Source organism: Streptomyces sp. NPDC051211 (genome assembly GCF_040689505.1).
Classification (GTDB): domain Bacteria; phylum Actinomycetota; class Actinomycetes; order Streptomycetales; family Streptomycetaceae; genus Streptomyces.
This window is the reverse complement of record NZ_JBFBAV010000012.1, coordinates 125075-148504: the sequence shown is the minus strand read 5'-3', so window position 1 is coordinate 148504 and position 23430 is coordinate 125075. Positions and strand designations below refer to the sequence as shown.

Genomic DNA, 23430 nt, shown 5'->3' with positions numbered 1-23430 from the left:
CGAAAGATCCTATTTACTGTCAATAGCCCTGATTCTGGGGCGAGTTGGGAGCACACCGCAGAAGCCGCCTACGCGTACGCGAGGGCCGGATTCACTCCTGCGGGGGACACGAAGCGGGGGCCGCTACCCATCGGTGACGACCCCTGGGGAGCCCCGTCCGCCGGCGCGGGGCGGGCGGCTCTGCCAGCGGTCAGCCGGCCGCCGCAGCCGACCCGGCCCCGAACCGCGGGACATCGTCCACTCACGTCCAGGCGCAGCCGCGTGAAGCGAAGCGGGTGACGGAAAGCGCCCCAGTCAACAGCCCGATCCGCGCTGACCTCCGCCACCAGCTCCGGCCGGACCAACACCACGTCCAGGACGTCACGGCTCCCCCACGCCGCCGTGAACCGCACCCCCTCGAAAGGGTGCCCGGGGTCGGCCTCGGCCAGGTGCTCGCCAACCTGTCGGGACACGTCCGGGCGCAGCGGGACCGTCCGGCCCACCGCGCGCAGGCGGTCCGCCGCGTCGTAGCGGCCCAGGACGAGGAACCCTGGGCGGGTCAGGGTGCCCGTGATCGCGCCGATGATCGCTTCGGTGGTGTCCCTGCGGCGGACCTTGGTCCACCCTCTGTATCCGGGCAGGTAACGGCTGGTCAGGGGCTTGATCACCAAGCCTTCGACGCCGCTCACGTCAGTCCAGGACTCCAGCCACTCCCGAGCCTCGGCCAGGTCCGTCGTCATCGGGCACAGCGTCCATGGGGCCGTCAGGGCCTGGTCGGTGAACAACTCCTCCAGGAGTTGGCGCCGCTCCTCGTACGGGCGTTGCAGCAGTTCCTGGCTGTCCAGCTGCAACACGTCGAACGCAACGAAGTAGGCCGGCAGGCCGACCGCGAGGCCGGCGGCACCGCGGGGGCGGGCGGCGGCCCGGCGCTGCAACGCCTCGAACGACAACCGCCCCGCTACGGCGTCCCAGGGCGATTTGGCCTGGGTGTGCTCGGTAGGTGGCCGCGTTCTGTCCTGTGCCGGGGTGTTGGCCGGCGCCGGGCTGAAAGCACGAAAGAGCCCGTACTCCACGCGCGTGCGTGGAGTACGGGCCCTTCTGTGTTGCTCAGTCATACAGATAAGACGTCCACTAAGCGGTGCTGGCGGCTGCTTCCAGGGTGCTGAGCTCGGCGGCGGCTTCGAGCTGCCGGGGGTGGTTCAGCCGGACCAGGGCTTCGTGGGCGGCCGTCAGGGTTTCCAGTGCCTCCTCGTGACGGCCGAGGTGCCGCAGGACGACGCCCAGCTCGAGCCGGGCGGTCTCGCTCCAGAAGGACATCGGGTTCGCCGCACGAAGGGTCAGCACCTCACGCAGCGGGGCTTCCGCCTCGCTCCACCGGCCGAGCGCGGCCAGGTCGTTGCCGACGTTCTGGCTGACCAGGGCCAGGTAGGAATTGCTCACTCCGGTCGGCCGCCCCGGGATGCCCGCCCGGCAGAGCGTCTCGCTGCGGCGGTGGATGGCCAGTGCCTCCTCAGGCCGGCCGTCCATGCGCAGGACCTGGCCCAGCGCGTTGAGGGCCGTGAGTTCGGCCAGCCTGCTATCACCACAGGACAGCCCGGCGAACTGGGCGACCGACGACCTCAGCCGGGCGACGGCCTCCCCGATCCGACCGAGCCGTTGGAGCGCCCCCGCGCCGTACCCCAGAGCCCAGCCCACCTGGAGCTCGTCGCCCGCCTCCCGGGCCGCCTCCAGAGCGGTGTCCGCGGCGGCCAGCGCGCCGACGTAGTCGAACACGCACATGTTGCGGGCCCAGGCGAGGTAGTTCAGCTGCACGGCCACCTCACGGGTGCTGCCCAGCGCCCGGGCGGAGTCAGCGGCCCGCCGGAACACCTCGGCCCACAGCTCCCAGTCCATGGTGGCGTCGGAGAACCAGTGCATCGCCTCCGCCGCGTCGACGACCTGCCGGTGACGGCCGGTCGACTGGGCGTGGCGCAGGGCCCCGAGCCACTGGGCCCGTTCCTCCTCCAGCCAGGCCCGGGCCCGGTCGCGGCCGACCGGCGCGGTGGCCGGGTCGGGGTCGCCTTCCGTGTCACCCTGCTCGGCGGCCGACCCGTACTCGGCCTCGAAGTGCAGGGCGGCGGCGGTGGCCCGGCGCAGCGTCCAGCGGGCGGCCCGGTCCTCGGCGGCGGCGATCTCCTCGGGCCCGTCCTCCTCGGCCAACTGCTCGGCGGCGAACAGGCGCAGGAGGTCGTGGTAGCGGTATCGGTCAGCGGTGGGGTGGGACTGGAGGAGGCCGGCGTCGACCAGGTCCTCGGCATACCGGGCGGCCGTGCGGGTGGGCAGGTCGGCCAGTAGGGCGGCGGTCTGGGGGCTGAAGTCGGGGCCGTCGGCCAGGCAGGAGCGTCGGAAGACGGTCTGTGCCTGCGGGCTCAGTTGCCGGTAGGAGAGGGCGAAGGCGGCCCGGACCTCGAGTGAACCGGCCTTCAGGGTGTCGAGGCGACCGCCTTGTTCGGCGAGTTGGGTGGCGAGTTTGGTGATGTGTTCGGTGGGGCGGGCGGCGAGGCGTTGTCCGGCGATACGGACGGCGAGGGGGAGGTGGCCGCAGAGTTCGGCGAGGTCGCGGGCGGCTTGTGCTTCTTGTGTGATTCGGTGGGCGCCGATGATGCGGGTGAGGAGTTCGATGGCTTCTTCGCGGCGGAGCAGGGCGAGTTCGGTGCGGTGGACGGCTTCGAGGCCGGCGAGGGCGCGGCGGCTGGTGATGAGGGTGAGGGAGGCGCCCTCCCCGGGCAGCAGGGGCCGCACCTGGCCCTCGTCCGCGGCGTTGTCCAACAGGAGCAGGACGCGTCGGTCGCGTAGGAGGGAGCGCAGGAGGCCGCTGCGGTCATCGGTGTCGGCGGGTACGTCGGTGGCGCCGAGGGCGCGTAGCAGGCGGGCGAGGGCGTCGCGGGGTGGGGTGGGGTGCAGGTCCATGCCGCGCAGGTCGAGGTGGAACTGCCCGTCGGGGAAGTGGGGTGCCAGGGTGTGGGCGGCGTGCACGGCGAAGGCGGTCTTGCCCAGGCCGGGCTGCCCGCAGACCACCGCCACCGGCGGACGGTCGGGGTCGGACTGCCCGGCCAGGGCCGCCAGCCGCGCCAGGGCGGGCCCGCGGGCGGTGAAGTCGCGCAGGTCGCGCGGGAGCGCGAGGGTGTGGCGGAAGGAGCGGTCCGGGGCGGTAGCGCCCGCCGGGCCGGCGCCTTCAGACGGCCCGACCGCCGGCTTCCCACCGGCCTCCCCCGTCGGGCCAGCGCCCCCGTACGAGCTGGCCGCCGGCTCACCCCCGGCCCGGCGCGCGCGGGGCCGTCCCCGGCTGGCGGCCCGTTCCAGTTCCTCGGTGCCGCTCGCGTCCAGGCCCAGCGCCGCGGCCAGGGCCGCGACGGTGCGCCGCTGCGGCCCCCGGGACCGGCCGCGCTCCATGTCCGACAGGGCCCGCACGCTCACCCCCGCCGCGTGCGCCAGCTCCTCCTGGCTCTGCCTCGCGTCCGTGCGCAGGCGGAGCAGATGCTCGCCGAACCCGCCGGTGACCGGTGTGTCCGTCCCCATGCCCGCGTGTGTCCCCCGGTGCTGCGCGGACCGGCCGGTCCGCCGGTCCTTTCATCCGGCAAAAGTATGCCGGACCGTACTTCTGCCGGTGGAACTGCCTGGTTCGGATCGGCCGGCCGCGGTTGGCTGGGGCGACCCGGGAGGGAGCCCGACCAGCCCCCGCCCGGGGCCGGTCCGTCACCGCTCCGCCCGCGCTCCCGCATGCGGCTGCGCGCCGGGCGCGGGGGACCTCCGTACACCCGGTCGCCGCCGTACCGCGCCCGCGGACGCCGGCGGCCGCTTCTACCAGGGGAATTTCACAATGAGAACCAGTGGTACCGCGCCCCGTCCGGGCGCCGACCGCCGTGCTCGCCTGCTGCGCCTGCTCGCCCTGCCGGCGCTCGCGCTCCTCGTCCTGGCCTCGGTGCTGACGGCTCCCACGGGGGCGGTGGCGGCGAGCAGCAAGTACGGGAACGCGCGCTACCACCAGTGGTCGTTCGTGACCTCGCACAACGCCTACGCCGACGACGACACGCAGTGGCCCGTGCCGCCGAACCAGTCGCAGAGCATCAAGGAGCAGCTCGAGGGCGGCGTGCGGGGCCTGATGCTCGACACGTACGACTCCCGGGGCACCGGGCCCGTGCAGATGTGCCACGGCACCAGCCCCGATGTGCGCGTGTGCTACGACGAGTTCAAGGCCGGGCTCCTGACCGTCGTGAACTTCCTGCAGAAGAACCCGCAGGAAGTGGTGACCCTGTTCCTGGAGAACTACGCCAGCAAGGAGACGGTGAGCAAGACGGTCACCGACCTGCTGGACGCCAAGGGCGCCGGCAAGATGCTCTTCGACCAGAACGACTGGGGCATCTTCAGCAGCAACTGGCCGCGGCTGAAGGACATGGTCTCCGCCAACCAGCGCCTGGTGATCTTCCAGGACAGCTGGGGTGACGTGGCCGCCGGCTCCGGCACCCTGATGAACACCTGGTCGCACACCGTGGAGAACCGGTACAGCTACGGCCTGGGGCAGCCGTTCGGCTGCGAGTCGCGGAACGGCAATCCACTGAACACGAACCCGATGCCGGGGACGACCGGCCTCACCCCTCTGTTCACCATGAACCAGTTCAGCTCGGACAACCCCGACCCGAAGGCCTACGCCAAGATCGACAACGGCACCCAGCTCAAGAGCCGGATCGAGAAGTCGTGCCGGCCCGCCGCGGGCGGCCGCAACCCGAACTTCGTCGCGGTGGACTACTACCAGCTCTCCGACAACTCGGGCCTCACGCCCGTGTCGGTGGTCGATGAGCTCAACCGCGACAACTACGTCTTCGAGCCCGACCCGGCGGTGTGGACCGTCAACGACGCCAAGCAGTACGTCAGCACCTACGGCACCAACCGCTGCATGGTGCGCGGCGACGAGTTCCCCGACGGCTCCGGCGGCCTGGTCACTCAGCGGGCCTGCGCGGACCCGGCGCCCAGCAGCCACCAGTGGACGGCCACCAAGCCGAACTACGACGGCAAGGGCTATTACTGGATCAAGGCGGGCAACGGCTCCTGCCTGACCGTCCCGTACAACAACGGGACCCCGCCCGGCGACGGCACGCAGCTCTTCTGGTGGCCCTGCGAGACCAAGTGGTTCTCCGGCAGCCAGCTGTGGAACGTCATGCCAACCAACACCGACAGCAACGGCCAGTCCCACGGCTACTACTTCATCAACCAGTGGACCGGCAAGTGCCTGACCCTGGACCCCGGCACATCGACGGCCAAGCCCGGCAAGGTCACCCAGGCCGCCTGCCCTAAGCGCTGACGGCGGACCGACATACGACCGGACGGCCGGTCCGGCACCGCACAGGGTGGTGCCGGACCGGGCCGTTCCCGTGTCCGCCAGCGGTACTCGACCGTTAGCGCGGGCCGGGGCGCCGTGGCGAGGAAGAGGTACGCCGTCGCGCTCTGGGGGTGGCGAACCGCCGGGGCTGGGTGGTGCCGGTGCGGTCCAGGGCGGCCAGGGCCGTGGCGGAGAGGTCCGTGGAGCGCCGGCTGCCGCCGGTGAAGGCGGGGAGTTCGGCCGGCCGGGACCGTGGCGGGCGCGGCCCAGTCGGCCCCCTCCGTGCCGCACGAGGCGCCGAAGCAGCCGGTCCGCAGGTCCAGCAGCAGGCAGTTGCCCGCCGGGGAAGCCCAGGGGTCACCGGAGCCGCTGGCGCGGTTCAGCGCGAGGTAGCCCCGGACAGCCTCAGGACCGGCCCGACTGAGTCAGCGGGAATCCGTTGCGTCGTCCTCGGCTGGGCCGGGGGTTGCCGTGCTGTCGGCGGCCTGGCCGGCGGCTCGTTCCGCGCGGAGTTCTTCGGCGACGTCGTAGGCCCGGCCGGGGTCGTAGACGGTGACCGAAGTGCCAGGGCTGGACATCGCGTCTGCCCGGGCCGTGTACCGATGGCTTTCGACGCCGCGTTGGGCGGCTATGCCGTCGACCTCGCCGACGGGTACCCGCCACAGCTCGGCGGTGTGGGACCGGGTCCACCACTCGTCCGGACGCAGGAAGTCTCGCTCGACCTCCGTCTGACGCTCCACCGCCACCTGGAACTGGCCGAGTTGCTCGGCCAACCAGCCGGTCAGCGCCTGCGCGTCGACCCGAGAGAGCGGTGTGGACCTCGCCGGTTCGCACTCCAACGTCTCGCTGCCGGTATGCATCACCACCTGGCTCGCATGCCGTCACGAAGGAGGCCTCGACGCCCTCGTCGAAGCCGAGGTCACCCCAGAGCGGCTGGCCGGCCTGCAGGCGGACAACGCCGCCCGTGGAGACGGCTGGCCCCACAACCTCGACCAAGTACGCGAGTTCCTGCTCTGGGACCGAATCCTGCAGCTCAAGGGGGCCATGCAGGCGGCACTGAAGGTGTTCAGCGTGGGCAACGCCTGATCCGGTGGGGCCCCGATGGACCCGAAAGCCCCCGACCATCCGACGTGAACACCCAGGACCCCACCCGAATCCACCTCAAGCTCGACGAGGACGGTCGCGTACTCCCCGCAGGCTGAACTGCGCGGGCTGCCCTCGTACGCCGGGGCCGGCGGCAGGGCGATGCCGCCCCAGCAGTCCTGGACTCGTCCCGGTCGATCTCCGCAGCGGGGACGCCATGCCCACCCACGCGTCACGGCGGGGCCGGATGCCCTGCTGAGGAACACGGATGCCGTCCGCCTCGACGAACCTCTGTGCCCTGCGGCTCAGGCTGGCATGCACGACCAGGATCGGCGATAGGGCATCACAGCGGCTCACTTCCGGCGGAATGGAACAAGGCCGCCGCGATCTCCCGCACACGGTCCACGGTCATCCCCGTGCGCTGTTCGACGGCCAGGGGGTGGTCGGTGGGCTCGAGCTCGACGTAGGGGCGCTCACCGGCCGGCCGGGTGTGCACGTGGGTCTTGAGATTGAGGGTCGTGGGGGCGTAGACCGGCTCGTCGGTGCCGATGACCGGTATCTCGATCAGGCCCTTGACGAAGTAGTGCTGCGCACGGACCACGCACTGGTCCGATGAGAGCAGGCAGTCGCCGGCGTCGGCGAAGGCCGGATCCCACACGGCTGGGGCGTCGGCCGTGTAGTTCATCGGCAGCTCCGGGTGGTGAGCGCCGCAGCACCAGCAGGTGAATCCGAGATCACTGGTCATGGCGATGGAGCTTAGTGACGGGCTCCGGTACCACCTCGGCCGGTAGCCCCTCCGGCCACGCCCTGCGGTCCGGCTAGCGAGCGGCAACCTGCATACGCCGCGGTCAGGCGGTCAGTAGTGCCCGACCATTTCCTCGGCGGTGGGCGAGATCGCTGCCGCCGTGCACTCGGTGGCCGGGCCGCACTTCGGGCCCGTCGCCGGTCCCGGCCACCCTTGCTGGAGCGAAGCGGTGGTGGCGTCCCTGCGGCAGATCGCCGACGACGTCGAGGGCTGCGGTCTGGACGCGGCCGACCTGCGCAAGGCCGCGGACGTGGCCCAGGCCGGAGCGCAGGTCCTGAACGAGATCGTGCAGCCCCGGCATCTGACCGGGGATCCGTGGACGGGCAACACCATGCTCGCCCCGGCCCCGATGCCGAAGAGCTGCGGCGTGCTCGACATGGACCGCACCTGGTGGGGAGACCCGGAGGCGGACTGGCCGATGCGGATGGCCCGGGCCAAGCAGGACGAGCGCATGGCGTTCTTCGACGCCTACGAATATTCCGCCGAGACGGACGGCGTCGCCTGGCGGCGAAAGGTGTACGAAGTACGGCACCTCGGCGCGCTCCGCCTGGAGCGTCACCGGCTCGGCAACCAAGTCGGTGTCGAGGACTCCGATCGACGGCATCGGAGACCTCACCCAGCACCTCCCCAGCACAGCCACCGGCTGACACCCAACCGCTGCCCCCCCACACACACACGCACACCAGTCGCCCGGGATCAGGTCACGAACGCGGTCGAGGTCTCCTGCCGTCCGGCCACGGGCCAGGACGCCCATGCCCTCGTCGTCGCGGCCTCCCGCGGCTGCTGCCAGAAGGCGCAGGACTCGATGTCACACCCTGCGTATAGCGTCTGGGTTACTGGCATGAGGTGAGGGGTTTTCGGGTGGGGAACATCGAGTTGGCCGCGCTTGCGTCCGCGTACCGTCTGGCGGAGCCGTCGACGGCCGACGTGTTGGTCCGGCGTCTGCGGGGTGAGACGCTCGATCTCCTGCGTCACTGGTGGCACCTGCCCCGGCGCCTCGTGGACGCGGTACTCGCCTCCGGCGACCGTGAATTGCTCGTGACGCTGGCGCGGAACGCGACGCCCGGTCAGAGTCTGCGCCTGGCGCGGCTGGGCGATCCCGAGGTGGGCCGTGCGCTGTATGAGGCCGAGCGGTGGTCCCGTAGGTGCGGGGACAGTATACGGGTGGCCGTGCTGATGGCCGCGGACCCGTCCGACCGGGCATGGCGGGCGCCGGGCGGGCTGGTCGACGAACTGCTCGGCGAGACCTGGTCTGCGCAACTCTCTCCGGCGCTCTGCGCTCCCTTCCCCGAGCTGGTGCTGCATGCCCTGCGTCACTGCGGTCACGACGCACCGCTGCCGATGGTGCTGCGAGCCGCTCGCACCCTGCTCGAGCACGGCGGCCCGGAGCAGCTGGCGGCACTGGCCTCACTCGCCGAGGCGGAGGGCGGGCTGAGCCACCCGGGCCTCGCCGCCCTGCTGCGCCGCGCTGCGGCGGCGCCCGATCCCGGTGCGCTCCTCGACGGCTACATCTCGCCCACCGACGAACTGATGTACTTCGTCCGTCTCCACAGCGACCGGAAGATACCGGCAGGGGTCCTTCCGGACTGGGATCTGGTCCGCGCCGAGCACGACAGGCGCCCTTTCTCCGCCTCCGCGATCATGGATCTCAACCAGTTGCCGGGCTGCCCGCAGGAACTGGCCGTCGAGGGCTTGCGTGCGGATCCCCGGACGACGCTGGTGCGGGGCAAAGGCCCGCTGCCGCTGTCCGCGCTCACCGGGCCCGAGGTCGCGGACGAGCGGTCCTACGTACCCGATGTCCTGCGGCGCGGCCTGGCCGAGGGCTGGCTGTCGGCCGAGCAGGTGTTGACCGACGTGACGCCCGCCGCCGAGGCCCTTCAATGCCTGCCACAGGGTGATGAACTGGTCCGCAAGGCCGTTAGGGAACTGACGGCCCCGATGGGCGCCGACCCCGCGGCGTGGCTCGCCCTCTACCGGCGGATCAGCCGGTTCGAAGGGACGGCCACCGCACTCGTGGCGGCGGCCTGCGCCGACGCCGCGCGCAGCAGCCGGGCCCCGTCATGGCCCCGTGCGACCGGCGCAGCCTTCCCCTCCCGGGAGCCGGAGGGCCCTCGCGGGCTCTTCCAGCGGTTGTTCGAGTATGCCGAGGAGGAGGCGCAGGAAGCCCTGGTGCCCTACCTGGACGGTCGGGCCGTCCAGCACCTGCTCGTCTTCGGTGCTCCCTCACCGCGGCTGCGCGCACGCATCATCGCCGTCCACGGCAGGTCCGCCCATCTGGCCAACGCCTCCCGCTGGGACCTGCCCGGCGAAATCGTCGAGGAACTCCTGGATCTCGACGACCCGGAGGTCAACGAGAAGCTCTACCTCTACGGTGCCATCGCCTGGCAGGAGCGGGCACGGATCCTGGCGGGCCGGGGGCGGCGGGGCGGCCATGTGCCCGTCACGGACGGACTCCTGGACGAACTCGGCTGGATCGACCTCCGGCACCACCGGAACTGGTTGAGTGCAGGCCTGCTGTCCGGCGACCCCCGGGTGCTGCGGGTGGTGCTGGCCAGGATCAGGACCCATACGGAAGGCGGCCGGCTGCGCATGCTGATCCGGCTGTGGGAGCAGCACGGTCCGGGGGCGGTCCAGTCACTCATGGAGGAGGAGCAGTTCCCCGGCCGCACCAGCGGCGCCAAGCATCCGCTGCCCGCGGCCACGCACAAGACCGTGCGCCAAGCTCTGGCCGCGCCCGACGGACTCGCGCTGCTCCGGGCCCGCCTGGCCGCCGAGGAGCAACCCGGACGGCTGGTGTCCCTGCTGCGTCGCACGGCCCCCAAATCGGTTGCCGAACGGGTTCGTCACCTCGCGGACGAGGGAACCACCCTGCCCTGGCCGCAGCTGCTGCAGGCCCACGCCGCCGAACCGCTGTGGGCGGACCTGCTGTGCGCCCTCGCCCAGCGGGACGACTGCCCACGGCCGCTCCTCCTGGACGCGCTGGGCGCCGGGCCCGTGGACGGCGACGCCGACGGCATGCCATGGCTGGCCCGGGCGCTTCAGGACGGCCGCCTGTCTGCCGTCGACGTCGTGCGGCGATGCCGCCCGGCCCCCGGGGTCGTCTCCTTCCTCGTCGGCCTGCACTCGCACCCGTCCGAGGTGGAGCGTCCTTCGTGGCGTCCGCTGTACTGCGAGGCCCGGAGGCTGGCCCGGGAGGAGCTGGGCACCGACCCGGAGGCCTGGGCGACGGCACTCCTCCTGCTCCCGGACTTCACCGGCTCCCTCCCCGAACTCCTGTCGACCGCGGCTGCCGTGACCGCCTGACCGCCGACGCTTCCGGCGGCCGGGCGGGCCGGCGCGGATCCTCCAACAGTCGGCCTCTGGGCGCCGGCAGTGGCTGCCTGTTCAGGAACCGCTCGCTTGCACCGGCCGTTCCTTCATCGGGGGAACCCGCGCGAACCACAGCGTGCGAGTACGCGGAGGCGCACCGCGGGGGTTGGGGCAGAGCCCCCAGGCAGCCGTGGTCTGCGGGAGCTCGTTGCGCTACGGGCTGTCCTGAACCGCCAGCTGCTCCCGAACCTCCGGAGTGTCCGTGTAAACGCGCCATTGGACGACCTTGCCGTTTCGGATCGTGGCGGTCCAGAGGGCCGGTCCGGCGAGGCTTGGTTCCGAGTGCGATCTCTCGGTTTCGTGCCAGTGCGCCACCTGCACGACTGCCGCCCCGTGGCAGTGGAATCACCCCGATCTCTCGCATCCATGACAGTGAGACCTGCCCCGGAAGCAGACCCCGACCAGCACCACGCACAAACCCTCGCTGCCTCTCACACCACTGTCACGAAACCGAGAGATCGCAGGCAGCACCGTACGGAGTCCACTGGTTGCGCTTGGGCGCTTCGCGTAGTCCGGGCACAAGGCCCGGAGCCCTCCGCTTCCGCACCCAGACGCTTCACCCGGCCGGCGTAGTCCGCCTGGGGCGGCCACAGGCGCCAGGCACGCTCATCGAGCACGTGGCCACGCCGCGGTGCGTCAATGCCGGCAGGACGGCCGGACGCGGAGCAGCTCGGTCCGCAGCACGGGTGTGCCGTCGACCGGTGCCGGGTCCTCCGCGGTCGGTTCGATGCCTCCGGCGGCGACTTTGTCGAGTGTCGTCATGCCGTCGGCGCCGACCGTGCCGAACACCGTGTAGTTCGGCCGCAGCGCGGAGTCGCCGTAAACGACGAAGAACTGTGAACCATTCGTGTCCGGACCGGCGTTGGCCATCGCCAGCAGGCCGCGCCCATAGAGGCGGCGCGCGCCGGTCGGATCGGTCGGTGCCGGCGGCAGGTCCACCGGCAGCTCGTCCCTGTACTTGTACCCGGGCCCGCCCTCACCGGTACCGGTCGGGTCGCCGCACTGCAGGACCTTCAGCGTCGGGTACGCCGTCAGACGGTGGCACACCGTACGGTCGTAGAACCCATGCCGTGCCAGGTGCAGGAAACTCTGGACCGTGCACGGCGCCTTGGCCCGGTCCAAGTGCAGCGGGAGCGGGCCCTGGCTGGTCGGAACAGCCATATCAACCGTGCCACGACTGGGGGTGCGCCGCGGGTCAGGCGGCAGCGGAACAGAGCGCGCCGGCGGCTCGTCCGGGGTCTGTGTGTACTGGCAGGGGCCGTGCGTCGTGCGCGGCGGAGCACCGTCGGAAGCGGTGGCGACACTCCCCCCGGACACGACTAACGCCACGGCCGCGAATGCGCTGATCAGTGCCCGTTTCATCTCGCACGCCCTCCCGATGATCGCCAAGTCCTCGAGCGGTCGCAGTCTAGGGCTCGGGTTTGGTCCGCGGGAATAGTCAACGGAAGGAGGCTGGCCCGGCCGACCCCGAGGTCCTCGCCCTCCAGCTGACGTCCCTGCTCGACGGAGTCACTGGCGCTGTAGGCGTCGGCCGCACCACAGGCTCCAGACGGCCCTCACACGGCTCCGCCCCATACCGTTCGAACCGTCACACCAGCGGCCTCCGCCATCACCCGCACATGCAGCAACGACATCGACCCCGGCCCCTGATCCACCGTCAAAACCGACGCACCACCACCTCCTGCGGAGGCCAGCACGCAGACCCTCAAAAGCCTGCGGGTCGGTCACCTCGTGCAGCAGGTGCGGATCGACGTACAGAAGATCTGGCTCCCCCTCCACGCCCCGGACGAGGTGATCGTCCCAGACCTTCTCCGCGAGCGTCCTACCCATCGCTGTCCTCTCTGTCAGGCCGAGATCTGCCGACCTCTGCCGGTCGGAATACTCATGGGCGCCAAGCCGAGGACTTGATCAACGTAGAGAGGGCGTCCTTGGAGCGTCCCCGCTCCGTCCTTGCGGGATCCGGGACGCCGGGACGGACCGGGACGCCGGGAGGCGGGGGCGGACCGGGAAACGGGGAGACTGAGGGAGAGCGTGACGCCTGACCGCTGCGGCCCGGACGGTCCGCGGCGGACGGTCCCGCGCAGGGGCCGGACCATCGACCTACGTCCGCGCGCCCAGGGGGTGGGTGCCACGGCCCTGTCCAGGAGTCCCCATCGTGACTTTGACCCCACAGCGATCCGAACGCCCTCGGTGCACGGCCCGACGGGCCGCGCTCCTGCTCGCCGCCGCGGCGCTGCCGGCGGCCCTGGTAGTGCCCGCGGCGCCCGCCGCAGCGGCGCCCGTGACCAAGACCTTCACCGCCGGCGCCAACCAGCGGTTCGTCGTCCCGGCCGGCGTCACCCGACTGACCGTCACCGCCACCGGCGATCCGGGACGGTCCGCCATCGAGGGTGGAGCGGGCGGGTCCGGCGCCACCGTCACCGGCACCCTCACCGTGGTGCCCGGCACCACGTACTACGTCAACGTCGACACGGGCGGCGGAGCCGTCACCGGTCTGCGCCCCGGCGGCAGCGGCGGCGGTGCCAGTGACGTCCGCACCTGCAGCTCGGCGCGCGCGAGCTGTGCCCTGACCGGCGTTCCCGGCACCGACCCCCGCCTCATCGTCGCCGCCGGCGGCGGGGGCGGCGGAGGCGGCTCCAGCTTCACCGGATTCCCCGTCCGCGAGGCCACCGGCGGAGACGCGGGCGACACCGGGAAGCCCGGCGGCGAGCGACCGGACAGCGGCGGCGGGGGTGGCGGCGGAACCCAGACCCTCGGCGGCAAGGGCGAGCCGCCTGCCCCGAGGGCTTCAGGGCCGGCACCGATGGCACGCCCGGTACCGGCGGCACTGGCGGTGGCGGATTCGGCGGGGGCGGTGGTGGCGGCGGCTGGCACGGCGGCGGAGGCGGCGGCTGCTTCCTGGTCAGCGCCGACGGCACCGCCGGGCCCGGCGGCGGCGGTGGCGGGTCGAACCTCGTCCCGGCGGGCGGCACTTCCGGCCCCGCCACCGGATCGGCGCAGGTGTCCATCACCTACGGTTCCTGAACCGTCGTCCGTGGGGCGCAGAGTACCGGTTTCGTAGCAGCGCCCGACAAGGCCAAACGCCACCCCGCGTCAGTACGGCAAGGCCGGGCACAGCCTTCGTGCCAGCGAGCGCGAGCCCCCTGAGCGCCGTGCTGGCGGGCATCTGACACCGCCCTCGTTCCAGTGGTCCCCGGTCGAGGGTCGGGTGCTGTGGGCGGAGGTAGGGGCGGATCGCCGGGGTGGGCCGCGGCCTGGTCCGGGCTGAGGGGGATGTGCTGGTCGAGCAGGGCGGGCAGGGCGGGCAGGGTCCCAGCGCTGCCGCGCTCACCCGGCGGCCGACACAGATCGGCCTTGCCGCAGGAACCAGCCCTCAGGCGGCGGACGGCTCAGGTCGAGCGGTGCGGGCCGAGGTCGAGGAGGATGTCTGCCAGTTGCTCCGCGGTGAGGCCCGGCGCGGGCAGGGCCGATGTAGGGCGTGTCTCGGCGCGCAAGCCGTCCAGGAACAGGGCCAGTTGGCGGCGCCAGGCATGCGGCGGGCCCGCGGCTTCGAGGGAGGGGACGGAACGGCCCAGTGTGGCCAGGCTCATGAGCAGGTCCTCGACCGTGACATCGGGACGCATCGCGCCGTCCCGCTGGGCACGGTCCACCAGCAGGGCCATCGTCTGGTGATTGTGGACGTGGACGGCGTCGAGGGAGGTCACGCCCTCGACTGGGGTGGTCATCAGATCGTTGATGCCGCGGTCCGCGGCCAGCAGCATGAAGACTGCCTCCAGGTAGCGGGCCAGCCCCTCCCAGGCGTCGGCCGAGGTGCGGGCTTCTTCCCCGGCTGCGACCGTTCCCTGGAGCGCGTCCTGGAACACCGCGTCGATCAGGGCGGCGCGGGTGGGGAAGTGCCGGTACAGGGTGGCGTTCCCGACGCCGGCCCGGCGGGCGATCTCGTCGAGGGGAGCGTCCAGGCCCTGGGCGGCGAAGGCCTTGCGCGCGGCGGCCAGCAGCAGCTCGCGGTTGCGCCGCGCGTCACGCCGTACCGGCGCGGGCCGTTCGGTGCCAGGGGTCACACTCTCACTCCTCGTGTTCTCGTGCCCATGTGCGCAGCCCGGTGGCGGGGGCCTGGGTCCGGTACGGATGCTAGCGCCATCGGTGGCGGCGTCATGCCGGGAGCCGCCGCGACCAGCGCACCGGCAGGCCGGCGAGGCCCCTGAGCATGGTTCCCGGGCGGCGTACGAGGGAGTCAGGCTCGACGGCCAGGGCGAGGTCCGGCAGCCGGCGCAGCAGTGTCTCCACGGCGATCCGCCCTTCGACGCGGGCGAGCGGCGCGCCCAGGCAGTGGTGGATGCCGTGGCCGAAGGCGAGGTGGCAGCGGGCGGTACGGCGGATGTTGAAGCGGTCGGGATCGGAGAAGTGTTCGGGGTCTCGGGAGGCTGCGGCCAGGGAGAGCATCACGCTGTCGCCGGCCGCGATGCGGACGCCCGCGATGGCCACGGGTTCCGCGGCGAACCGGAAGGCCGCGGCGGTGACGGGACCGTCGTGACGGAGCATCTCCTCGACGGCGCCGTCGAGGAGGCCGGGATCCGCCCGCAGCGCGGCGAGCTGGTCGGGGTGGCGCAGCAGGTTCAGGACACCGCCCGAGATGAGGTTGACGGTGGTCTCGTGCCCCGCGACGAGCAGCAAGAAGGCCATGCCGAGCAGTTCCTCGGGGGAGAGTCCGTCCGGTGCGGCGGAGGCCCGGACCAAGGCACTCATCAGATCCGGGCCGGGATCACCGGCCTTGGCGGCGATGAGCGCGGCGAAGTACGTGCTCATCTCGCCGGCGGCGGCACCCGCCGCGGCGGGCGATGACGGCGCGACGAGCTCGGTCGACCAGGTGTGGAAGAGGTACTGGTCACCGACGGGAACTCCGAGCAGCTCGCAGATGACGGTAAGCGGCAGCGGCAGGGCGTAGTCGGCGACCAGATCGGTGGCCCCGACGGGCGGGAGGGCGTCGAGGAGGCCGTCGGCGATCTGCTGCACGCGAGGCCGCATCGCCTCAATCCGCCCGGCGGTGAACTCGCGGGCGACCAGGGCGCGCAGGCGGGTGTGCTGGGGCGCGTCGGTCTGCAGCATGTTCAGCCCGATGGCGTTGCCACCGTCGCTCTCCCACGTCGCGGAGTGCCGTATGTCGTTGCGCAGCCGGGGGTCCGTCAGCGCGGCGCGCACCTCGTCGCGGCCGAGAACGAGCCAGACGTCACCGCTCCCGGGAATGTGGACACGGTGCACGCGGCCCTTCTCACGCAGGGCGGCGTAGACGGGGTAGGGGTCGGCGCTGAAGTCCGTTCCGGTGGGCGCGAGTTGGTCGAGAGTCGGGGCAGGCATGACGGGCCCTTTGCTTTTCGGCGGGACTGGGAGTGATCCCCCGGTTCGCTTGGCCGGCGTCGCTTCACGGAACGAGGGTTGTCCCTGGCATGGCGCGAGGCCGGTCCTCTGGTCGGGGGCGGAAGGCAGGCGAGGACGGGCCGGTGGGCCCGGTGGGCGGCGCGGGGCAGCGGCGTCGCCGGTCCGCGCCGGGGGCTCCGACCGGTCAGGCGGGCTTCGGCAGGGTGACCTGTGTGCCGGCGCCTTGGGCCCGTACAAGTTGCTGGCGCGTGCCGCCGCGCTCCATGAGGTGGAGCTTGTAGCCTCCCGGCTTGTGGGCCTCTTCGGCGAGGTGCTTGACGACGCTCGTGCAGACGACTTCCTTCAGCTTCGCGCCGAGGCGGCCGTCGGCCTTGAACCAGACCGCGGTGTCGTACCGGTCGGCGAACTGGAAGATGCCGTCGCCCCGGCCCAGGCTGAGGCACTGGGCGCCGAAGACCTGGTTGAGCACGGCGGGCCGTTGGTCCCCGATCAGGCTGAGCACGGTGTCGGCCGCCCGGGCCCCCATCGGCATCGCGGCCTGGCAGCTCATCCGCAGCGGCAGACCCGACGGGGCCGCCGAGTCGCCGGCCGCGACGATCCGGCCGTCGTCCACGCTGATCAGCGTCTCATCGGTGAGTAGACGGCCTTCGGCATCGGTGCTCAGCCCGCTGCGCACGGCCAGGTCCGGGACGACGAAGCCGGCGGCCCAGACGGTCACCCCACTCGGCACCTCACGGCCATCGGTGAGCGACACGGCGTCGCGGGTCACGGCCGTCACCTGCGTTCCGGAGCCTTCGAGCACGGTCACCCCGAGCTTCGCGAGCCGCCGGGCGACCGAGCGTCGGCCGCGGGAGTGTAGGTACGGGCCGAGCGCCCCGCCGCAGACCAGGGTGACGGCGCGGCCCTCCCCCGCCAGTTCGGCGGCGGTCTCGATGCCGCTGGCGCCCCCTCCGACCACCGTCACCGCGGCCGATGCCGGCGCGGCCTCCAGGACCGACCGCAGCCGGGCGGCCTCTTCCAGGGTGGCGAGCGGGTGGGCGAACTCCGCGGCTCCGGGAACCTCCGGGTCGGCACTGCCGCTGCCGACCGCGTAGACCAGGTAGTCGTAACCCAGCGTGCTCCGTCCGCGAGGGCGAGAGTGCGGTCGGCCGCGTCGACCCGGGTGACGGTGTCCACGACCAGCCGTACGCGGTCGGCCAGCACGTCCTCGTACGCGACGACCGCGGTGCCCGTCCCGCTGGCCAGCTGGTGCAGCCGGATCCGGTGGACGAACGAGGAGCGCGGGTTGACGAGGGTGACGTTCACATTGCCGCGCCGGGTGAGGCGGTTGGCCGCCATGACGCCCGCGTAACCGCCACCGATCACTACGACGTTCGTGCTGCTGTTCATGATCACACTCCGCTTCGGGGTCGCGGCGAAAGAGGCCGCGTGGGTGACTGCTATGGGGGTGGCCCGCCCGTCGGAGGCGGACACCGTTCGGTACGTCAAGCGGCCCATACCGCGCGGACGGCGTCCGCGCACGAGGCTGCCTGGATACGGCCGGCCCGGGCGGCGGCTGTCCGGCGGGTCTGGTCGAGCATGTTGCGGCCGAAGACCTTGCGTGCCGCACGGTCGGGGGTAAGGACCGCCACCAGCGACCCGTCCGCGGCGAGTTCCGCCCCCTGCTCGGTGGCGCTCGGGTGCGGGCCGACGGCTTCGGGGATCGGAGTGATGGCGACGACGCGGTCAGCACCGCGGGCGAGATGCACGTTGGCCGTCGAACGACTGCCTCCGTCCATCCACCGGCGTCCGGCCGCCGATACGGGCGGCCAGACCACGGGTACGGCGCAGCTCGCCGCCACCGCTTCGGGGAGGGTGACGGGTGAGGCGGAATCGAAGGCGACCAGTTCTCCGCCGGCGGCGTCAACTGCGGTCACCCTCAGGTCCGCCGCGGCGGGCCAGTCGGATACGCCGGCCAGGAGCACCGCGACCGCCTGGTGGACGTCCGACTCGGGGACGGTACGGGAGGCCAGCGCGGCCCGCCCGAGACGCTGAACGGATCGCTGCGGATCGCGCGACCCGAGTGCGGCCCAGAGGAAGCGGACCGTCTGACGCAGCGTGACGGTGACATCGATCTCCGGGGCTCCGTCGAGTTCTTCGCGGTACATCTCCTCGATGCGGACGCCGGAGGTGAGCCGTGCACCGATCACGGAGCCGGCGGAGGTCCCGATCGTCACGTCGGCGCCGGAGAGGTCGAGGCCCTCCTCGGCCAGCCCGGCCAGCATCCCGACCGTCCACGCGAGACCGACCGCTCCCCCGCCACCGAGCACCAACGCCGTGTTCGTCATGATCCCCACCCCTCAAGCCAAAGCGGGGAGTAGTCCCCGTTTTCTTGACAGGCAAGACGGTAACACGGAAGCGGGGAGTGGTCCCCGTTTCCTTCTGCACTCGGATTCGTCCCCATCCCGCCATGCCCCATGGCGGGTAAGCGCCACCGCGTACCCGAGAACGACCCCGGACTCCTCCCGGCGCTCGCGCACACGAAGACCGGCATCGCGCAGCCGCTCCAGGAAAACGGTGTCACCCTGGGCAGGACGCTGCCGCATCCGGACAGCAGCAGTTACAGGCCCTGCTGTTCAACAGCTTCAGCAGCGGACGCCCGCCGAGGCGGTCACCCGCGGCCGTCACCGCGGCAGCGGCACGCCGAAGGCTTCCGTCAGCCGGTCCGCCACCCAGCCGACCCCTACCGGGCCCCACAGCGCGGCCCGGACCGCCTCCGGGTCGGCGGCCTCCACCAGCGCCCGCGACCACAACCCCGGGGCCCGCATCCGTGGCCGGGACCAGGCCCGAGCCGGCGGCCCACCGCCCGGCCGCCAACGGCACCCGCAGCCGGCCCGCGACTTGCCCCTCGTCCTAGTTCTCACGTACCGAACGCGCCATGAATCGCACTCCGATCGCACAGCAGGCGGCCCGACGGTCGGGCTGCGCCCGAAGCATGCCGAAAAATCGAGGACCAGGCCGTGCGGCAGCTGCTCCTCGGCGGCCGCCACCAAGTCCGGCCAACGGTCCTGCACCAGCGACCCGCGACGGGTCTGCACCAGCACCCGCCCACCCGGGCCGGCCGCGGTGAAGACGAGCGCCCTGTGCCCGTCCAATTTCTGCTCGTAGGCCATTCCTGCGCGCAGCGCGGCCGGGCCCGGCACCGACTCCGCAGCCTGCGCCAGCATCGGCTCAACCGGCGGTCGCAGCACCATCCCCGGGGCTGATGGGGCTCGACGAATCTTTTCAAAGAGCGCCATCAGCCCTCCGTCTTGATCCGGGTCCTGCGTCTACGCGCTCGCCGAGCTGGGGATCGACTGCGCCCAACCGATGGCCCGGCCGGCCGTTCGGGGCCTCTACCGCATGGCGGTCCGGACGTCAGCGGTATGCCGGTTACGTCCTCCTCTGCTGTCCGGTCGTGGAAGTTGTGACCGGCGGGAACTCGGGATGGTGTGTCGACGGGGCTGGTGGGATCGTGCGAGAGATAGGCGACGGGCTGGAGCGGCTCCTGTACACGCAGCCGGTGCCCTCGACGACGGCGGATCAGCTGAAGGCCTTGCTGAGGTGGGAGCGGGGTTCCACCCGGCAGGTCGCCGCCGTCCTGAGCGTGTCCCAGCGGACAGTCCAGCGATGGGTGACCCGCAAATCCGGAAGCCGAGGACGCCCGCGTCCCCGTCACGCGCAGAAGATCGCTGATCTCGTACGGGCGCGGTGGCAGCCTCTGATCCGTGCACGGCGGCGGGCAGCGGCCTAGGCAGGCGGCGTGGTCGTCCATACCCGGGCCCGAATCGGGTTCCGGGCCGGGCCCGGCAGCTCCGACCACCCCCGCCGGCACTGGGTGAAGCACCGTTCCCATGACAGCCAGGACCCTGGAGGTGTACCGCCCCATGACAGTGACAGCCACCCCGGACACCGCCCCCACGTCAGTGACGAACCGGGCTCCTGGTCATACGACCAGGACAAACAGGCTCATCTGACTGCCGTCACTACCAGCACCCCACTGACACCAACCCGGAACATCGCACACAGCATCGTCGCCGACGCACGCGAGAGGGCCGGGGACTTCCTCGACAGCCTCGTACGCCCGTCGGGACCGAAGCTGCCGAGACCGTGGTCCAGGTCGTCTCTGAACTCGTGACCAACACCCTGCGCCAAGGCGGCCGGGTGCTGGCGGGCTGGTGGCGGGGGCGGGCTGGAGCGGTCACTCGTTCCGGCGGTCCCGAGCTGCCGGTAGCGGGCGGCCCAGCGGGCCGCGGTGGTGCGGGCCGCCGTCCTCGACGGCACACCGAGCCGGGCGCATAGGGGCGTCGTCGCACGGTATCCGCTTCGGATCCGGTGCAGCCCGACCTGGCCGGATCGCACGTAAGTGCTTGGGCCCGGCTGCCTGTTCAGCGGGTGGCCGCTGCCGTGGTGCGCTTGGCCTGGAGCAGTTGCCGGCGGGTGGCGCCTCCCGAGATGCGGTGCAGGCGGTAGCCGCCGGGCTTGCCCGCCTCGTCGGCCAGGTGCTTGACGACGCCGCTGCACACGGCTTCCTTGAGCTTCGCGCCCAGGCGGCCGTCGATGTTGAACCACACCGCGACGTCCGACCGGTTGGCGAACTGGAAGATGCCGTCACCGCGGCCCAGGCTGATGCACTGGGCGGCGAAGGACTGGTTGAGCGTCTCGGGCCGCTCACCCGCGATCCGGCTGAGCACCGTGTCCGCGGCCCGCGCGCCCATCGGCATCGCGGCCTGGCAGCTCATCCGCAGCGGCAGGTCCGACGGCGCCGCCGAGTCCCCGGCCGCGACGATGCGCTCGTCGTCCACGCTGGTCAGGGTCTCGTCCGTGAGCAGGCGGCCCACCGCATCGGTGCTGAGCCCGCTGCGCACGGCCAGGTCCGGCACGCCGAATCCGGCGGTCCATATGGTCACCTGGCTCGGCAGTTCGCGGCCGTCAGCGAGCTGTACGGCGTCGCGGCTCACCGCTGTCACCTTTGTGCCGGGGCCGTCGAGGACGCTCACACCGAGCTTGGCCAGCCGTCCGGCGACCGAGCGGCGGCCCCGGGCGTGGAGGTACGGGCCGAGGACACCTCCGCAGACCAGGGTCACGGCGCGGCCCGCCTCCGCCAGCTCGGCGGCGGTCTCTATACCGGTCGGACCGGCCCCGACCACCGTCACCGCGGTCCCTTGCTGCGCGGCGTCGAGGGCCGGGCGCAGCCGCTGCGCGTCCTCCAGTGTGGCGATCGGGTAGGCGAACTCCGCCGCTCCGGGCACCCGCGGGTCGGCGCTGCCGCTGCCGACCGCGTAGATCAGGTAGTCGTACCCGAGCGTGCCGACCGACTTCAGCGCCAGGCGGCGGTCGTCCGCGTCGACCCGTGCCACGGTGTCGACAACCAGCCGGACGCCCTCGGCCAGGACGTCCCGGTAGGCGACGACCGCCGCGTCGGACCCGCCCACCAGCTGGTGCAGGCGGATCCGGTGGACGAAGTCCGGACGCGGGTTGACCAGCGTCACCGTCAGGTCGCCGCGCTGCGTCAAACGGTTCGCGGCCATGACGCCGGCGTATCCGCCGCCGATGACGACCACATCGGTGTTCTCGTTCATGGTGTCTCTCCATCGTTTCAAGGGGTTCTGGGCACAAGACACCGACGACCTGATCCCTGTGACAGGTGAGGCTGTGAGACCTGCACACCGCAGAGATCACATCGATGCAGTCACTGCACTCCTGTGCAGTGACTGCATGAAGATATACTCATTCGGTGCGGGGGCGTCAAGACATCACCAACCCAAACCGACACGGGAGACAGACTTCGATGACCAGTGACGATCCAGTCCGACGCGGCGGACGCGAAGCACAGCGCCGCCGCACCCGCAAAGCAATCGTTGACGCGGCGGTCCGGCTGAGTGCCGGCGGAGCAACGCCGTCCATCGACGAGATCGCGGCCTCCGCCGATGTGTCACGTCGCACGATCTACGTCTACTTCCCGAGCCTCGACCACCTGCTGATCGACGCGACCGCCGGCGCGCTCAACGAGCCCCCAGTCGAGGAAGCGTTGAACGACCCCGCGCTGGCCGACGACCCCGCAGGCCGGGTGGACACCCTCATAAGGACGCTGTTGAAGTACTCACCGCAGTCGCTTCCCCTGGGCCGGCGACTGATCCGGCTGACCGTCGATCCGCCGGTGAGCGGCACCGAGGAGCCGACCGGGCCGCGCCGGGGGCCCCGCCGGATCGAATGGCTGGAGCAGGCCTGCGAACCACTCCGCGGCACCCTGAGTCAGGAGTCGTACCAGCGGCTGATCTCCGCCCTGACCATCGTGGTCGGCTGGGAGGCGCAGATCGCCCTGCGCGACGTCCGGGGCCTTGGCCCGCAGGCCGAAGAGGAGGCCATCACCTGGGCGGCACGTGCCCTGGTTGAGGCAGCGATCAGGGAACACGAAGCGGACAGCCCGTAAGGGGGGCGCACCGCTCCGCAGACTCGCCCCGCCGACGTCTTGCCAGATCGGCACAGCGGATTCCGCCGCCGGGGTGCCACTCCATCACCGGGCCAGCCGCGCCCCCGTGCTCCTCGCACCAGGACACCGGGACCAAGCCGCCGCAGTCGTGCCGCTCGCACCAGCACCCCGCCCCCGGAGCGGCGTACGACACCCCGTGCCGAACCACCCCACCCGCCGGCCTCGCAGACGAGGCCAGCGCCACGCGGGCCGGCCGGCCACGCCAACGCGACTCCCACCCCGCTCGACCCCGACCGCAACCGGTCGATCGCCCGCACGTCTCTTGGACGGCCGCCACCAGGGTGCGGAACCGTGGGGGAGACATCTGAGCCCGCAACGCCTCCCGATAGACGCCAGGGACGTCGAACTCTCCACCATCGTCTGGAGGGTGGTACGTGTTCATGCCCGTGCTCCCCGGAGTCCGTGTCGGCTACACCCGGCGCACGCAGCACACGTCACGCTGGCAGCGCTCCCCTGGCAGCCCAGTGAAACGAATCCCCTTCTGCTCGGTGCCTGCCTCTCGGCGCGCGTCCCTCTCTGCCGGGAACCTCCCGGCCTTTCTGAAGCCACTGCTGCTCAGGGGCGTCGTAGATCGGCGAATCCGACACGCGCCCGCCGCCCGCCCCCACGCTGACCAACGAAACCCCTCTGCCTGGAACGGTTCCCTGGTTCATAGCCAGCCCAACGACCCCATGTCGGCCGCCGTGACGGGCAGTAACGCACACGTCACCGGCAGACCCGCCACGGGGGGCAATGCCTCTCCCTGCACAGGGGGCACCGGCTGGGCTCAGGAGCCGAAGACACGCAGAACGCGTGGGGCGTTGGGTAGGTCTTCGGGGGCGGTGGCAGTGCCGGTCAGGGGCATCAAATGCCCGTTGGCGCAGTCGCCGGGCTGCTGGTGGTCGATCTCCCAGTCCCAGCCAGCCGGAATCGCGAGGGAACTGGTGGCGTAGAGCGGCTGGCGGCAGGAAC

General features: G+C 71.9%; 16 protein-coding genes and 2 pseudogenes. 7 read left to right on the top strand and 11 right to left on the bottom strand.

All coding sequences use genetic code 11. The annotated features are described in order from the left end of the window. Positions 1–68: 68 nt before the first annotated feature. Together AB0447_RS15110 and AB0447_RS15105 are read right to left on the bottom strand one after the other, a co-directional pair. Positions 69–929, bottom strand: a complete 861-nt coding sequence (locus tag AB0447_RS15110) for an ATP-dependent DNA ligase (RefSeq protein ID WP_366477069.1) — start codon at positions 927–929, stop codon at positions 69–71. Between the two features lie 181 nt (positions 930–1110). Beyond that, positions 1111–3537 carry a helix-turn-helix transcriptional regulator gene (locus AB0447_RS15105; protein WP_366477068.1) on the bottom strand — a complete coding sequence of 809 codons (2427 nt, stop codon included), beginning with the start codon at positions 3535–3537 and terminating at the stop codon, positions 1111–1113. A gap of 301 nt (positions 3538–3838) precedes the next feature. Here AB0447_RS15105 and AB0447_RS15100 point away from each other — a divergent pair, with 301 nt between their 5' ends. Beyond that, positions 3839–5317, top strand: coding sequence for an RICIN domain-containing protein (locus tag AB0447_RS15100; protein WP_366477066.1), 1479 nt, complete (start codon positions 3839–3841; stop codon positions 5315–5317). 443 nt (positions 5318–5760) lie between these two features. On the opposite strand, the gene AB0447_RS15095 is transcribed toward AB0447_RS15100, so the two are convergent. Then, positions 5761–6195, bottom strand: a complete 435-nt coding sequence (locus AB0447_RS15095; RefSeq protein ID WP_366477065.1) for a hypothetical protein — start codon at positions 6193–6195, stop codon at positions 5761–5763. On the opposite strand from AB0447_RS15095, the gene AB0447_RS15090 reads away from it, so the two are divergent. Together AB0447_RS15090 and AB0447_RS15085 are read left to right on the top strand one after the other, a co-directional pair. Beyond that, on the top strand, positions 6149–6421 hold the full coding sequence (locus tag AB0447_RS15090; protein ID WP_366477137.1) for a hypothetical protein: 273 nt from the start codon (positions 6149–6151) through the stop codon (positions 6419–6421). The two genes, AB0447_RS15095 and AB0447_RS15090, sit on opposite strands and share 47 nt — an antisense overlap. Further along, positions 6400–6537 (top strand): annotated as a pseudogene (locus tag AB0447_RS15085) (DUF5954 family protein); the annotation flags it as partial. The gene AB0447_RS15090 and the pseudogene AB0447_RS15085, both read left to right, overlap by 22 nt. A gap of 224 nt (positions 6538–6761) precedes the next feature. On the opposite strand, the gene AB0447_RS15080 reads toward AB0447_RS15085, so the two are convergent. Next, positions 6762–7103, bottom strand: a complete 342-nt coding sequence (locus tag AB0447_RS15080) for a DUF2199 domain-containing protein (RefSeq protein ID WP_366477133.1) — start codon at positions 7101–7103, stop codon at positions 6762–6764. 199 nt (positions 7104–7302) lie between these two features. Between AB0447_RS15080 and AB0447_RS15075 the strand changes: the two genes are divergently transcribed. Next, entirely contained in the window at positions 7303–8073 is a 771-nt protein-coding gene (locus AB0447_RS15075) for a hypothetical protein (protein WP_366477064.1), read from the top strand. A gap of 314 nt (positions 8074–8387) precedes the next feature. After that, a complete protein-coding gene (locus tag AB0447_RS15070) occupies positions 8388–10526 on the top strand; it encodes a hypothetical protein (protein ID WP_366477063.1) in 2139 nt (712 codons plus the stop codon). A 702-nt stretch (positions 10527–11228) separates the two neighbouring features. Here the strand turns inward: AB0447_RS15070 and AB0447_RS15065 are convergent. After that, positions 11229–11954 (bottom strand): peptidylprolyl isomerase, encoded by a 726-nt coding sequence (locus tag AB0447_RS15065; protein ID WP_366477062.1) that lies wholly within the window; start codon positions 11952–11954, stop codon positions 11229–11231. Between the two features lie 793 nt (positions 11955–12747). Between AB0447_RS15065 and AB0447_RS15060 the strand changes: the two genes are divergently transcribed. After that, positions 12748–13653: a hypothetical protein gene (locus tag AB0447_RS15060; protein WP_366477061.1), complete on the top strand. Its 906-nt coding sequence runs from the start codon at positions 12748–12750 to the stop codon at positions 13651–13653. Positions 13654–13981: 328 nt separating this feature from the next. Here the strand turns inward: AB0447_RS15060 and AB0447_RS15055 are convergent, their stop codons facing one another. From AB0447_RS15055 to AB0447_RS15030, 6 genes and pseudogenes are all read right to left on the bottom strand, one after another. After that, positions 13982–14653 carry a helix-turn-helix domain-containing protein gene (locus AB0447_RS15055; protein ID WP_366477060.1) on the bottom strand — a complete coding sequence of 224 codons (672 nt, stop codon included), beginning with the start codon at positions 14651–14653 and terminating at the stop codon, positions 13982–13984. 91 nt (positions 14654–14744) lie between these two features. Beyond that, a complete protein-coding gene (locus tag AB0447_RS15050) occupies positions 14745–15947 on the bottom strand; it encodes a cytochrome P450 (RefSeq protein WP_366477059.1) in 1203 nt (400 codons plus the stop codon). Positions 15948–16152: 205 nt separating this feature from the next. Continuing rightward, positions 16153–17357: pseudogene (locus AB0447_RS15045) on the bottom strand (FAD-dependent oxidoreductase). Positions 17358–17452: 95 nt separating this feature from the next. Continuing rightward, positions 17453–18295, bottom strand: a complete 843-nt coding sequence (locus AB0447_RS15040; RefSeq protein WP_366477058.1) for a patatin-like phospholipase family protein — start codon at positions 18293–18295, stop codon at positions 17453–17455. A 336-nt stretch (positions 18296–18631) separates the two neighbouring features. After that, complete coding sequence (locus AB0447_RS15035) at positions 18632–18775, bottom strand: hypothetical protein (protein WP_366477057.1); 144 nt, start codon at positions 18773–18775, stop codon at positions 18632–18634. A gap of 1599 nt (positions 18776–20374) precedes the next feature. After that, positions 20375–21568 carry an FAD-dependent oxidoreductase gene (locus AB0447_RS15030; RefSeq protein ID WP_366477056.1) on the bottom strand — a complete coding sequence of 398 codons (1194 nt, stop codon included), beginning with the start codon at positions 21566–21568 and terminating at the stop codon, positions 20375–20377. 209 nt (positions 21569–21777) lie between these two features. Between AB0447_RS15030 and AB0447_RS15025 the strand changes: the two genes are divergently transcribed. Next, positions 21778–22419 (top strand): TetR/AcrR family transcriptional regulator, encoded by a 642-nt coding sequence (locus AB0447_RS15025; protein WP_366477055.1) that lies wholly within the window; start codon positions 21778–21780, stop codon positions 22417–22419. Positions 22420–23430 lie beyond the last annotated feature (1011 nt).

Coding starts and splice junctions, on each gene's coding strand:
- AB0447_RS15105 (WP_366477068.1), bottom strand. CDS start 3,537: ATGGGGACGGACACACCGGTCACCGGCGGGTTCGGCGAGCATCTGCTC.
- AB0447_RS15100 (WP_366477066.1), top strand. CDS start 3,839: ATGAGAACCAGTGGTACCGCGCCCCGTCCGGGCGCCGACCGCCGTGCT.
- AB0447_RS15095 (WP_366477065.1), bottom strand. CDS start 6,195: ATGCATACCGGCAGCGAGACGTTGGAGTGCGAACCGGCGAGGTCCACA.
- AB0447_RS15080 (WP_366477133.1), bottom strand. CDS start 7,103: ATGAACTACACGGCCGACGCCCCAGCCGTGTGGGATCCGGCCTTCGCC.
- AB0447_RS15065 (WP_366477062.1), bottom strand. CDS start 11,954: ATGAAACGGGCACTGATCAGCGCATTCGCGGCCGTGGCGTTAGTCGTG.
- AB0447_RS15050 (WP_366477059.1), bottom strand. CDS start 15,947: ATGCCTGCCCCGACTCTCGACCAACTCGCGCCCACCGGAACGGACTTC.
- AB0447_RS15040 (WP_366477058.1), bottom strand. CDS start 18,295: ATGACGAACACGGCGTTGGTGCTCGGTGGCGGGGGAGCGGTCGGTCTC.
- AB0447_RS15035 (WP_366477057.1), bottom strand. CDS start 18,775: ATGCGGGCCCCGGGGTTGTGGTCGCGGGCGCTGGTGGAGGCCGCCGAC.
- AB0447_RS15030 (WP_366477056.1), bottom strand. CDS start 21,568: ATGAACGAGAACACCGATGTGGTCGTCATCGGCGGCGGATACGCCGGC.
- AB0447_RS15025 (WP_366477055.1), top strand. CDS start 21,778: ATGACCAGTGACGATCCAGTCCGACGCGGCGGACGCGAAGCACAGCGC.